Source organism: Streptomyces sp. DSM 118878 (genome assembly GCF_052936595.1).
Genome location: NZ_CP193622.1, coordinates 4080017 through 4092658, shown reverse-complemented (window position 1 = coordinate 4092658; position 12642 = coordinate 4080017). Strand labels below are relative to the sequence as shown.

Sequence of the window (12642 nt, the reverse complement as noted above, 5' to 3'; positions counted from 1 at the left end):
GGCGGCGGGTTACGCCGCCTGGACCTCACGCTCCGTGCTCCGGTGCGCACAGGGGCGGCGCTGGGCGGTGCCCCTGCGCAGGAACCTGGGGAGCGCGAGGTTCACGAAGCCCTCGGCCTGCATGGCGGCGAAGCCGATGCGGGGCAGGTCCTTGCTGGAGCGGTAGACGACGAAGCGGGGCTCCCAGCGGGGGCGGAACTTCGCGTTGAACTTGTACAGGGACTCGATCTGGAACCAGCGCGAGAGGAAGACCAGCAGGCCGCGCCAGGCGCGCAGGACCGGGCCCGCGCCGATCTTCTCGCCGCGGGCGAGGGCCGCGCGGAACATGGCGAAGTTGAGGGACACGCGCGCGATGCCGAGCTTGGGGGCGGCCTGGAGGGCGGCCACGATGAGCAGCTCGTTCATGCCGGGGTCGGCCGCGCGGTCGCGGCGCATGAGGTCCAGGGAGACGCCGTCCTTGCCCCACGGGACGAAGTGGAGGACGGCCTTCAGGTCGCCGTAGGGCCCCGGTTCCTCGTCCGCCTTGTGGGCGGTGGCGATCAGGCAGTCGCCGTCCTCGGGGTCGCCGATGCGGCCGAGCGCCATCGAGAAGCCGCGCTCGGTGTCGGTGCCGCGCCAGTCCTCCGCGGCCTGCTGGATCCTGGCGAGCTCGCGCTCCCCGAGGTCACGGATGCGCCGTACGCGCGTCTCGTAGCCATTGCGCTCGATCCGCTTGACCATCTGGCGTACGTTGCGCATCGCACGCCCGGACAGGGAGAAATCCGCGACGTCCACCACCGCCTCGTCGCCCAGTTCGAGGGCGTCGAGGCCGGTCTCGCGGGTCCAGACCTCGCCGCCCGTCTCGGAGCAGCCCATGACGGCGGGCGTCCAGGAGTGGGCCTTGGCCTCGTCCATGAAGCGTTCGATGGCGCCGGGCCAGGCCTCGACGTCGCCGATCGGGTCACCGCTGGCGAGCATCACTCCGGAGACGACGCGGTAGGTGACGGCGGCCTTGCCGCTGGGGGAGAAGACGACACCCTTGTCGCGGCGGAGCGCGAAGTGGCCGAGGGAGTCGCGGCCGCCGTGCCTGTCGAGCAGCCCGCGCAGCCTCGTCTCGTCGTCCTCGGTGAGGCGGGCGGCCGGGTGCTCGGGGCGGAAGGCCAGGTAGATGGTGGTGAGGGCGGTGAGCATGCCGAGGGCGCCGAGGGAGAAGCCGACGGTCCAGGACGTGCTTCCGTAGTAGCCGACCGGGCCCTCGAAGCCGAAGAGGCCGTACAGGACGTGCTGGAGGCGTTCCGTGATGCCGGGGTCGCCGACGACCTTGCCGGGGTGGGCGCTGACGATCACCAGGCCGAGCAGGATCGAACCGGCGCCGAGCAGGACGAAGTTGGCCAGGGCCCGCCAGCGGCTGCGTGGATCGGGCAGCGCGGTGAATTCACTACGATGACGGAGCAGCAGCGCGAGCAGGGCGACGGAGATCAGTACGCCGATCACCGAGTGCCGGTACGTGAACTGCGCGATGGCACCCGCGGGCAGCAGCACCACGGCGGCCCGCCAGGCCCGCCGCTTGTGGCGCCGCAGGCCGTGGGCGAGCAGGAGGAGCAGGATGCCGGAGCTGAGGGCGAGAGCGGCCGCGAAGGGGCCGAGCGCGCCGGGCAGTACCTCGGCGATGGCGTGCATGCGGCTGTGCCGGAAACGTGGGAACACACCCGCCGCGACGTTCAGCACACCCACGAGCGCGCAGGCCCTGGCGACGAGGGTCGGCACGGCCTCCGGACGCGGACCGCGCGTCAACCGGCGGAACCGGCTGTCGAAGTGACGTTCCTGACCCTCCGGAACCTCGCCCGACATTTCCCCATCTATCCTGACAGACATCGCATCCCGTAGTTCTGCGAGAGAGCTTTAATCCGGTGCCAAAGCGGCATCCGGCACCATTGCCCCCTCTAGGACGGTCCTTCGGGGAAACGGGTTCATTCCCGATCGGAAACCACGGGAAATCTTCGGTGAATCACCGGCGAGCCGCCGTGCGGTCCCGGTCGGTTTCCGGTCGGTTCCGGTCACGCCGCGGCTCTCTCGGGGCACAGGCAGAAAGCGCAGGCAGGAAATCCCCATGGGACTCACGAGCAACGAGGTCCTGGCCCTCGCGGTCCTCTTGGCCGTAGTGCTCTTCTTCGGCACGATCTGGCTCTGGCCGCGGCTCGCCCGCCGCACCTGGCGTGCGGTCACGGGCCGCGTCGGGCTGCTTCTCGCCGCGCAGGTCGCCATCTTCGCCTCGGTGGGCCTGGCCGCCAACCAGGCCTTCGGCTTCTACGCCACGTGGGCCGACCTGTTCGGCCAGGAGACGAGCCCCGGCCTCGTGGTGGACCACGACCCGGCCAAGGGGGCGGGGCCCATCAAGGTCCTCGACACCCGGTCCGTGGACGTTCCCGGGGGCCACAGGACGGTCACCGGAGGCCAGATCCAGAAGATCGACATCGGTGGCAGGGCGTCACAGATCGCCAGCCCGGCCTACGTCTACCTGCCGCCCGAGTACTTCCAGCCGCAGCACAAGAACCGCAAGTTCCGCGCAGCCGTGGTCCTCACCGGCTACCCGGGGACCGCCGAGGCGCTCATCAAGGGGCTGCACTACCCCCAGACCGCGCACAGGCTGGCCTCCGAGGGCAAGATGCAGCCGATGGTCCTGATCATGATGAGGCCGACCGTCGCGCCGCCGCGCGACACGGAGTGCGTGGACGTCCCCGGCGGCCCGCAGGCGGAGACCTTCTTCGCCAAGGACCTGCCCAGCGCCATCTCGGGGCACTACAGGGTGGGCACCGGAGCCCGGAGCTGGGGCGTCGTCGGCGACTCCACGGGCGGCTACTGCGCCCTGAAGCTCGCCGTCCACCACCCCGAGCGGTACGGCGCCGCGGCGGGCCTGTCCGCGTACTACAAGGCGCCCATCGACGTCACCACCGGCGACCTCTTCCAGGGCGACGAGGACCTGGAGCGCCGCGCCGACCTGATGTGGTACCTCCGCCACGAGCCGCACCCAAGGACGTCCCTCCTGGTGACCAGCAGCAAGAAGGGCGAGGACAACTACCAGGACACCCTGGACTTCATCGGCGCGGTGAAGCCGCCCACGCGCGTGTCGTCGATCACGCTGGAGAGCGGCGGGCACAACTTCAACACCTGGCGCAGGGAGATCCCCGCCACGCTCCAGTGGATGAGCGGCCGGCTGAGCGACGGCTGAGCGGCCGGCTGAACTCCTCGGCCGCGTCGTCGCGGCGGGGCGTCGTCGCGGCGGGCGGCGGGGCGGCGGGGCTGCGGCGGGTCACGTCTTGCTGATGGCCGCCACCGTCTCCAGCTCGACGTCCGCGCGCGCCACCGCCCGCGCGTCGGCCGCCGTCGAGCGGCGCAGCGCCTCGTGCAGCCGGGCCGGGGTGAGCACGCCGAGGAAACGGCCCTCGCCGGCCTTGTCGATGACCGCGATCCAGCCCGCGTCGTGCTGGAGCATCGTCGCGAACGCCTGCTTCAGACTCGCGCCCACCGGCAGCCAGGCCTCCATGCGGCGGGCGTGCTCGCGGACCGTGCCGTGCCCCACGCGCGCGTGCTCGGCGGAGATCCAGCCGTGCAGGTTGTTCCCGCCGTCGAGGACCACGGCCCAGCGGGCGTCGAGCTCCTTCGGCAGCGGGTCGTCGAGGTGCACCACGGGGGGCTGTTCCAGGTCGCCCTCCTCGATCGGTGTCACGGAGAGCCGCTTGAGCCCCCGGTCCGCGCCGACGAAGTCGGCCACGTACTCGGTGGCGGGGGAGCCGAGGACCGTCGAGGGAGTGTCGAACTGCTCGACGCGGCCGTGGCCGTAGACGGCGATGCGGTCGCCGAGGCGCACCGCCTCCTCGATGTCGTGCGTGACGAACAGGACGGTCTTGCGCATGGATTGCTGAAGCCGCAGGAACTCGTTCTGGAGGTGCTCGCGGACCACGGGGTCGACCGCGCCGAACGGCTCGTCCATCAGCAGCACCGGCGGATCGGCCGCCAGGGCACGGGCCACGCCGACCCGCTGGCGCTGGCCGCCGGACAGCTGCTCGGGATAGCGGTCGCCGAAGACGGCGGGATCGAGGCCGACCAGATCGAGGAGTTCGGCGGCGCGCTCGCGGGCCTTGCCCCGCTTGACGCCGAGGAGGTGCGGGACGGTCGCGGTGTTCTCCAGGACCGTCTTGTGCGGGAAGAGGCCGATCTGCTGGATGACGTAGCCGATGCGGCGCCGCAGTTGGACCGGGTCGACGTCGGATATGTCGTCGCCGTCGACGAATATCCGGCCCGCGCTCGGCTCGATGAGCCGGTTCACCATCTTCATCGTGGTCGTCTTGCCGCAGCCCGACGGGCCGACGAGCGTGACCAGTTCGCCCTCCGCGACCTCGAAGGACAGATCGTCGACGGCCGTGGTGCCGTCCGCGTAGCGCTTGGTGACGTGCTCGAACCGGATCATGTTTCCCCATTGTGGCGGGCGGCGGCGGGCATTGCGTGTCGTCAGTATTGCGGCCGTACAACGACTCTCGGCGATTGTCGGTGCCGCGCGTTAGGGTCGCCAGACACGGGGGGACGTGTGTACGGCGCGTCCGGGAAATCAGGGTTCGGGGGAGGTGGGGCGCGTGGCCGAGCGGAACTGTCTGGTCACCAACGACTGGATCTGCGGCGAATATGTCCGCTCCCGCAGTCAGGAGCTGATCGACGCGACCCTTGAGCACGTCGGGATCACGCTCGTCTCGGTGGTGATCGGACTCGCCGTCTCCCTGCCGCTCGCGCTGCTGGCCCGGCGGTGGCGCTTCCTCACGGGGCCGATCCTCGGCGTGACGACCGTGCTGTACTCCGTCCCCTCCCTCGCGATGTTCTCGCTGCTCCTGCCCTTCTTCGGGCTCTCGGCCTCGCTGGTCGTCACGGGCCTGGTCCTGTACTCCCTCACGGTCCTCGTGCGGAACATCCTGGCCGGGCTCCAGGCGGTCCCGGACGAGGCCAGAGAAGCCGCCCAAGGCATGGGGTACGGCCCGCTGAGGCTGCTGTGGGAGGTGGAACTGCCGCTCGCGCTGCCCGCGTTGCTGGCCGGCGTCCGCATCACCACGGTCTCCACGGTCGCCCTGACGACCGTCGGCGCCATCGTGGACTACGGCGGTCTGGGCACCCTGATCCTCGACGGCCTCGACACGACCTTCAAGGCCCAGGTGCTCACGGCGTCCGTGCTCTGCGTGCTCCTCGCCGTCGCCGCCGATCTGCTCCTGCTCGGCCTCCAGCGGTGGCTGACGCCCTGGACGAGGGCCCACCGAATACGGACGAGCCGTGCCGACCGCGAGGCGGCCGTGGCCAAGGTGGCTGAACCTGCATGAACGCGATCACCGGTGCGTACGACTGGCTGGCCACGGGCGCCAACTGGCAGGGCGAGAAGGGGGTGTGGCACCGCCTGGCCGAGCACCTGTACTTCAGCGGGGTCTGCCTCGCCGTCGCCTGCTTGATCGCGCTCCCCCTCGCGCTCTGGCTCGGCCACATCGGCAAGGGCGGCGCCCTCGCGGTCAACATCTCCAACGTCGGCCGCGCGGTGCCCACCCTCGCCCTGCTGATCCTGCTTACGCTCACCCCGCTCGGTGAGCACGGCGACGCCCCGACGCTGATCGCGCTGGTCCTCTTCGCCGTGCCGCCGCTGCTGACCAACGCCTACCTCGGGATGCGCGAGGTGGACCGGTCCGTGGTGGAGGCCGCGCGGGGGATGGGCATGAGCGGTGGCCAGCTGTTCGCCCGGGTCGAGCTGCCGCTGGCGTATCCGCTGATCATGACCGGCGTCCGGTCGGCGGGCGTGCAGGTCGTCGCGACGGCCACGCTCGCCGCGATGGCGGGGGAGGGCGGCCTCGGCCGGATCATCACCGCCGGGTTCAACCTGCAGAACACCCCGCAAGTGGTCGCGGGCGCGGTCCTGGTGGCGCTGCTCGCGCTGCTCGTGGAGGGCGCCCTGGTGGTGGCGGGACGCCTCTTCGACCCGATGCGCAGGACGGGCGGCGCCACCCGCTGAGCGTCTTTCACTTCTCCTGGAATTCCCTTCGAAATGGTGGTTCACCGATGAACAGCACAACGCGTCGCGCGCGACGGATGGCAGGGGCGGCCGCGGCCGTCATGGCGCTGACCGCGGGGCTCGCCGCGTGCGGCGGGGACAGCCTGGAGGACGACGGCAAGGGGTCGGACAAGGCGGGCGGTGACAAGAAGGGCTCGGTCGTGGTCGGCACGGCCCGGTTCACCGAGCAGAAGGTCCTCGCCGAGCTCTACGCGGGCGTTCTCGCTGACGCCGGATATGACGCCGAGGTCAAGACGGTGCAGAACCGCGAGATCTACGCGCCCGAACTGAAGAAGGGCTCGATCGACGTCGTGCCCGAATACGCCGCGACCCTCGCGGAATTCCTGAACCTGGAGAAGAACGGCCCGAAGGCCGAGCTCGTCGCCTCCAGCGATCTCGACGCCACGGTGAGCGCCCTGGAGAAGCTCGCGGAGCCCGAGGGCCTCAAGGTGCTCCCCGCCGGCGAGGCGGTCGACCAGAACGCGTTCGCGGTCTCCGAGGAATTCGCGAAGGAGCACAAGCTGAAGACGCTCTCCGACCTCGGCAAGTCGGGCGAGAAAGTCAAGATCGCGGCGGGCGACGAATGCGAGTCCCGGCCGTTCTGCGCGCCCGGTCTGAAGAAGAAGTACGGCATCGACGTCAGCGGAATCGACCCCAAGGGCGTCGGCACCACGCAGTCCAAGCAGGCCGTCAAGAACGGCACGGACCAGTTGGTGCTCACCACGACGACCGACGCGACGCTGAAGAACTACGACCTCGTCATTCTCGAGGACGACAAGAAGCTCCAGAACGCGGACAACGTCCTTCCCGTGGTGAACGAGAAGGAGGCGGGCGACAAGGAGTTGGCCGACGCACTCGGCAAGCTGACCAAGACGCTCACCACGGACGACCTCATGGAGCTCAACCGGAAGGTCGACGAGGAGCGCCAGAAGGAAGCCGATGTAGCGAAGGAGTACCTGGAGTCGAAGGGCCTGGTCTGAGACCGGTTCGGCTGGTTGATCAGCTAGTTGATCAAGAAAAGGGATGGGCAATTATGACGAGTCGTGGCCGAGAAGGCTGCTTTTTGGCGGGCCGGACACATGACTTCGCCTACGCGCGGTAAGTTTCTGGCCATGCCACGTGGACGTCACCGCCATTCCCCACCCCTGCACAGGCTGCTTCCGCCTTCGACGGTCGCCGGCGTCTCTGTTCTCTGCGCCGGCGGCGCCTGGATGTTCGCGGAACCGATCGTGCTCCGCGGGCTCGTCGCGGCCGCGGCCGCCGCTGCCGTCGTCGGCTCGGTGGTCATGCGCCGCTGGGATCAGGCGGCCGGGAAACGGGTCGCCGAGCTCGGCCGGGCCCGCGCGAGCGACGAGTGGCGCCACGAGGAACGGATGGCCGAGGCCGAGAGCGACCTCGAGGAGTCCCGCGAGCTGCGGGGCAGGCTGGAGACAAAGCTGCGCGCCAAGCGGGCCGAGCTGGCCGCGCTGCGCAACGAACACGCCGAGCTGCTGCGCCGGTACGCGACCGCCGAGACCGAGCGGGCCAGCGCCCTGGAAGGCCGGCGGCTGCTCGCCATCGAGGCCACGTCCCCGGCGGCCGCACTGCCGAAGGCGGGCGCCGAGGACATGGTGCCGGGCGCGGTGGACCTCGTACCCGCGGTGCGGGCGGGAGCTCCCGCGCCCGCCGGGCGTACGGAGAACGCTGCCCCGCGCGAGGACGGCCCGCGTGCGGGAGCCGCTTCGGCCGCCGGTGCTGGTGCCCGTGCCGGTGCTGGTGTCGTCCCTGCTCAGGCCGCAGCCCTGCCGGGCGCCGGTCCGACGCCGTCGCTCTTCCAGCGCGCCAACGCCGCGCTCGACCGTATGACGCCGCGAGCGGAGCCCGCCGTGACGCCGCGAGCGGAGCCCGCCGCGGCGCCGGAAGCGGAGGACGAGTCGCGGGGGAAGCCCGGGGCGGCCGACGGATACGGGGGGCATGAGCGCGCGGTCGCCGTCGCGCCGCCCGTGCAGGCGCGCCGCCCGGTACCGCAGGGCGGGTTCGACTTCTTCGGCAACAAGGACGTCGTCGCGGGCGCGCTGGAGACCGTGCAGAACGAGGACCTCGCCGACGTGGTCGGCGAAGAGGCCCTCGCGGTGCACAAGGCCGAGGCGGAGGCGGAGTTCAAGGCCGCGCCCGACTCCGACGCGGCACGCGGCGTGGGCCAGGTCATCGACCTGACGGCCCACGACGAAACCGAACAGATCGACGTGGCCGGCCTCCGGACGGCCCTGCGGGCGTAACGCCCGCGGGCCCGCCGGCCGACCCGCCCGCCGGAATCGGGAGTCGCGAAAAGTCCCGGCGACACGCCGTATCGCACGGCGTGTCGCCGGGACTTTCGTGTGATTCGTGTAAGCAGGCGCCCCGGCCCGGCCCGCCTGCCCCCCTCGGCTCACGCCATCCAGCGGTCCGGGCGGGCCTCGCGGCGGCCCGTGTGGGAGCGGTCCGCCTGGGACTGGAGCAAACCGGCGGCCTCGGCGGCCGGGCGGAGCCGTGCCGTCACGGTCTTGTTGGCGCCGGTGTGGACCCGTACGTCCGCCACGTCCTTGGAGCGCTGCCAGGGGCCCTGCGAGAATTGCACGCTCTGCACCTTGGCGTGCGGCACCAGGGAGAGGCGACGCTTGAACAGGCCGTGCCGGGCCGCGAAGACCGCGTCGGTGACCGCGATGCCGTACCCCTTCCACCACCAGGGGACGCACCACGCCGCGCGCGCGGGCGGCCGCACCAGCTCGGCCGTCCCCGGCACGCGGACGCCGGGCAGGATGCGCCCGATCACCGCCTCGGCGTGCTCCCGCGGCGCCACCGGCACCAGGACGCTGTTGGACGAGCCCGCCACGTCCAGCTCGACGCGCACCCAGCCGTGCCGCCGCCACAGCAGCGGCTGCACGATGTGCACGGTCTGCACGCGGCCCGGCGGCACCGTCTCGTGGGCCTTGTCGAGCAGCCCGTGGTCGATGCGCAGACCGTCGGGGGACTCGCCCACCGTCCAGTCGTACTCCGTGATGAAGCGCCCGCCGCTGCTCGCGAACGCGCCGCCCAGCATCGGCAGGGCCGTCGCGAGGACGGTCCAGACGCTGTGCGTGGCGAACCAGAGGAAGGCGGGCACGACCACCGCGGCCATCAGCATCACCCAGGGCGCGCCGGTCAGCAGCAGGGAGACGGCGAGCATGCGCGGCTGTACGTGCAGGAGGCCCCGCACCGGGGCCTCGCCGACCTCGCGGGCCTGCTCGGGGGCGAAACCGGCCGCGCGGGCGAGGAGTTCGGCCCGCAGCTCGGCCGCCTCCCGCTCGCCGAGGAAGGCCAGCTCGTCCTTCTTGTCCGCGCCGACGACGTCCAGCTTCAGCTTGGCGACGCCCACGATGCGGGCGAGCAGCGGCCGCGTCACGTCGACGGCCTGGAGGCGGTCGAGCCGGATGTGGGCGGTGCGCCGGAAGAACAGGCCCGTGCGGATGCGCAGTTCGGTGTCGGTGACGGCGAAGTGGGTGAACCACCAGCTCAGCAGGCCGTACGCGGCTCCGCCGAGCACCACGGCCGCGCTGCCGATGAGCAGGGTGGTCGCGGTCAGCTCGGAGAGGCGCTGCTGCGTGCCGTTGGGGTCGTGGACCGCCCAGCCCACCAGGATCGCGAACGGCGCCCACGCGCGGCGCAGCGGCGTGACGGGGTGCAGCCGCCGCTCGGGGACCGCGCCGCCGCCCGGCGGCCCGCCCTTGACCGCCGCTTCCTCCGCGACCCCGTCCTCCGCGACCCCGTCCTCCGCGACCCCGTCCGCCACGGACGCGTCGCCGCTCACAGCCCCGCCGATCGGGCCTCGCCGAGCTCGGTCAGCCGGTCGCGGAGCCGCTCGGCCTCCTCGGGGAGCAGCCCCGGGATGCGCGCGTCGGTGGCCGCGGCGGCGGTGTGCAGCTGGACGCCCGCGAGCCCGAAGTGCCGCTCCACGGGGCCCGAGGTCACCTCGACCAGTTGCATCCGGCCGTACGGCACGACGGTCTCCTCGCGCCACAGCACGCCCCGGCTGATCAGCAGGTCGTCGACGCGCTCCGCGTACCGCCACGAGCGCCAGTTGCGCTCAAGCATCCACCAGCCCCACGCGGCCACGGCGAGCGGCAGCAGGGCGAAGGCGGCCCACGCGGGGCCCGCGAACAGGCCGAGCAGCACGCCGACGGCCGCGGCGAGCGCCACCATCCAGAACACGAGCAGCAGCCGCCGCATCTTCAGCAGGCCGCGCGGCAGCCCCGTCCAGACCGGTCCCTCGTGCGCCCCCGCCGGTCGTGCGGGCCCTGCCGTCCCCGTGTCCATGCCTCAAGCGTACGTACGACCTCCGACACCCGGGGGCGCGTGAGGGAGACTGGGCGCATGAGTCCCACGACGGAGACCACCACGCAGACCACGCTCGGCATCGGCGGCGCGGCCGAGAGCACCGACATGGTGCTCAACATCGGCCCCCAGCACCCGTCCACGCACGGTGTGCTCCGCCTGCGCCTCGTCCTGGACGGCGAGCGCATCCAGCACGCCGAGCCGGTCATCGGCTATATGCACCGCGGCGCGGAGAAGCTCTTCGAGGCCAGGGACTACCGGCAGATCGTGATGCTGGCCAACCGCCACGACTGGCTGTCGGCGTTCTCGAACGAGCTGGGCGTCGTGCTGGCCGTCGAGCGGATGCTCGGCATGGAGGTGCCCGAGCGGGCGGTGTGGACACGCACCCTGCTCGCGGAGCTGAACCGCGTCCTCAACCACCTGATGTTCCTCGGTTCCTACCCCCTCGAACTGGGCGGGATCACCCCGGTGTTCCACGCGTTCCGCGAGCGCGAGGAGATCCAGAACGTCATGGAGGAGATCTCCGGCGGGCGCATGCACTACATGTTCAACCGTGTGGGCGGCCTCAAGGAGGACATGCCCGCCGGATGGACCACGCGCGCGCGGGAGGCCGTCGCGTCGGTGCGTTCGCGCATGGACGTGTACGACCGTCTGGTGCTCGGCAACGAGATCTTCCGCGGCCGTACGCGCGGCGTCGGCGTCCTCACGGCCGAGGCAGCGCATGCCTACGGAGTGAGTGGCCCCATCGCCCGCGCCTCCGGGGTCGACTTCGACCTGCGCCGCGACGAGCCCTACCTCGCGTACGGCGAACTCCAGGACACCCTGAAGGTCGTCACGCGCGAGGAGGGCGACTGCCTGGCCCGCTTCGAGTGCCTCCTGGAGCAGACCCACAACGCCCTCGACCTCGCCGACGCCTGCCTCGACCGGCTCGCGGAGCTCCCGCAGGGCCCGGTCAACCAGCGCCTCCCGAAGGTCCTCAAGGCCCCGGAGGGCCACACGTACGCGTGGACCGAGAACCCTCTCGGCATCAACGGCTACTACCTGGTCTCCAAGGGCGAGAAGACGCCGTACCGCCTGAAGCTGAGGTCGGCCTCGTTCAACAACATCCAGGCGCTGGCCGTACTCCTGCCCGGCCAGTTGGTCGCGGACATGGTGGCCATCCTGGGGTCGCTCTTCTTCGTGGTCGGAGACATCGACAAGTAGCGACAAGTAGCGCCAAGCAGCGCCGCACGGGACGCGTCGCGTCAGGGCGTGAGCAGCGTGTCCGGGATGCCGACCGGTTGCAGCAGCCACCGGAAGTCGCCGAGCCCGCCGGGTGCCGTCAGCTCGGCGGCCTCCCCGGCGTGGGCCAGCGCGCGTACGTAGGCCGCGGGGTCGCTGGAGGCCAGGGCCAGCGGCGGGCGGCCGCCGCTCACCCCGAGCGCGCCGAGCGCCGCCCGCTGGCTGAGCAGAGCGGCCCCCTCCAGCGCGCAGGCGTCCAGCGCCACGTGTGCCGTGATGTCGCAGCTCCCGTCCGGCACGGGTGCCGTCTCGCGGCCCGCCCTGAAGCCCGTGAGCGTCCCGAAGGGCGGCCGGGCCTCCCGGAGGTGCGCGTAGTCCACGGCGACCGCCAGGCCGCGCTCCAGGGCCGTTACGGCCGCCGCCCACGCCTCGTCGCGGGGGTGCCCGATCTCGGCCCGCCGGCCGGGCTCGGCGCCCAGCGGCCACCAGCGGGCGAGCCAGCGGGCGTCCCGCCCCTCCACGGGGCCGCCGAGGGACTCCGTGCCGTCGCCGCTCACGAGGACGCGGCGGGCCGTGCCGTCCGCGGCTACTTCGGCGACGTCCAGGGGGACGTTGTCCAGCCACTCGTTGGCGAAGAGCAGCCCCGTGACGCCGGCCGGGGGCGCGGACCGCCACCGCACCCGCGGATCGAGCCCGGCGGGCCGCTCGGCGCGCTCCACCGCGTACGCACGCACGCGTGCCTCCACTTCGGCGGGCAGCGCGGCCAGGACCCCCGCCGTCAGCTCTCCGCGGCCCGCGCCCATGTCGACGAAGGCGAGCTCGTCCGGGTGGCCGAGAACGCCGTCCAGGCGGCACAGGAGCCGCGCCACGGCGCCCGCGAACAGGGGCGAGGCGTGCACGGAGGTGCGGAAGTGTCCGGCGGGTCCCTCCGGGCGGCGGTAGAAGCCGTCCGGCCCGTACAGAGCGGTCTCCGAGGCCTCGCGCCAGCCGCGCGGGAGGGCGATGGGGCTCGTCTGCTCGTCGTTCGTCACGACCGC

11 protein-coding genes are annotated in these 12642 nt (G+C 72.0%); 6 read left to right on the top strand and 5 right to left on the bottom strand.

Annotated features, from left to right (window positions below; translation table 11 throughout):
- Window positions 1–9: 9 nt before the first annotated feature.
- Complete coding sequence (locus ACRAKF_RS18090; protein ID WP_447038196.1) at window positions 10–1830, bottom strand: phosphatidylglycerol lysyltransferase domain-containing protein; 1821 nt, start codon at window positions 1828–1830, stop codon at window positions 10–12.
- A gap of 259 nt (window positions 1831–2089) precedes the next feature.
- Between ACRAKF_RS18090 and ACRAKF_RS18085 the strand changes: the two genes are divergently transcribed.
- A complete protein-coding gene (locus ACRAKF_RS18085; RefSeq protein WP_447038195.1) occupies window positions 2090–3208 on the top strand; it encodes an alpha/beta hydrolase in 1119 nt (372 codons plus the stop codon).
- 81 nt (window positions 3209–3289) lie between these two features.
- On the opposite strand, the gene ACRAKF_RS18080 is transcribed toward ACRAKF_RS18085, so the two are convergent.
- Window positions 3290–4447 carry an ABC transporter ATP-binding protein gene (locus ACRAKF_RS18080; RefSeq protein WP_447038194.1) on the bottom strand — a complete coding sequence of 386 codons (1158 nt, stop codon included), beginning with the start codon at window positions 4445–4447 and terminating at the stop codon, window positions 3290–3292.
- A gap of 163 nt (window positions 4448–4610) precedes the next feature.
- Here ACRAKF_RS18080 and ACRAKF_RS18075 point away from each other — a divergent pair, with 163 nt between their 5' ends.
- The 4 genes from ACRAKF_RS18075 (at window position 4611) to ACRAKF_RS18060 (ending at window position 8313) form a co-directional block, all read left to right on the top strand.
- Window positions 4611–5339 carry an ABC transporter permease gene (locus ACRAKF_RS18075; RefSeq protein ID WP_447038193.1) on the top strand — a complete coding sequence of 243 codons (729 nt, stop codon included), beginning with the start codon at window positions 4611–4613 and terminating at the stop codon, window positions 5337–5339.
- Entirely contained in the window at window positions 5336–6016 is a 681-nt protein-coding gene (locus ACRAKF_RS18070; protein ID WP_447038192.1) for an ABC transporter permease, read from the top strand. Before ACRAKF_RS18075 ends, ACRAKF_RS18070 begins: the two co-directional genes overlap by 4 nt.
- Before the next feature lie 47 nt (window positions 6017–6063).
- Window positions 6064–7035: an ABC transporter substrate-binding protein gene (locus ACRAKF_RS18065; protein ID WP_447038191.1), complete on the top strand. Its 972-nt coding sequence runs from the start codon at window positions 6064–6066 to the stop codon at window positions 7033–7035.
- Window positions 7036–7167: 132 nt separating this feature from the next.
- Entirely contained in the window at window positions 7168–8313 is a 1146-nt protein-coding gene (locus tag ACRAKF_RS18060) for a hypothetical protein (protein ID WP_447038190.1), read from the top strand.
- A gap of 149 nt (window positions 8314–8462) precedes the next feature.
- On the opposite strand, the gene ACRAKF_RS18055 is transcribed toward ACRAKF_RS18060, so the two are convergent.
- Window positions 8463–9860 carry a PH domain-containing protein gene (locus ACRAKF_RS18055; RefSeq protein WP_447038189.1) on the bottom strand — a complete coding sequence of 466 codons (1398 nt, stop codon included), beginning with the start codon at window positions 9858–9860 and terminating at the stop codon, window positions 8463–8465.
- Complete coding sequence (locus ACRAKF_RS18050) at window positions 9857–10366, bottom strand: PH domain-containing protein (RefSeq protein WP_447038188.1); 510 nt, start codon at window positions 10364–10366, stop codon at window positions 9857–9859. The genes ACRAKF_RS18055 and ACRAKF_RS18050 overlap by 4 nt, the downstream gene beginning before the upstream one ends.
- 57 nt (window positions 10367–10423) lie before the next feature.
- On the opposite strand from ACRAKF_RS18050, the gene ACRAKF_RS18045 reads away from it, so the two are divergent.
- Window positions 10424–11587, top strand: coding sequence for an NADH-quinone oxidoreductase subunit D (locus ACRAKF_RS18045; RefSeq protein WP_447038187.1), 1164 nt, complete (start codon window positions 10424–10426; stop codon window positions 11585–11587).
- A gap of 41 nt (window positions 11588–11628) precedes the next feature.
- Here the strand turns inward: ACRAKF_RS18045 and ACRAKF_RS18040 are convergent, their stop codons facing one another.
- Entirely contained in the window at window positions 11629–12636 is a 1008-nt protein-coding gene (locus tag ACRAKF_RS18040; RefSeq protein WP_447038186.1) for an SAM-dependent methyltransferase, read from the bottom strand.
- Window positions 12637–12642 lie beyond the last annotated feature (6 nt).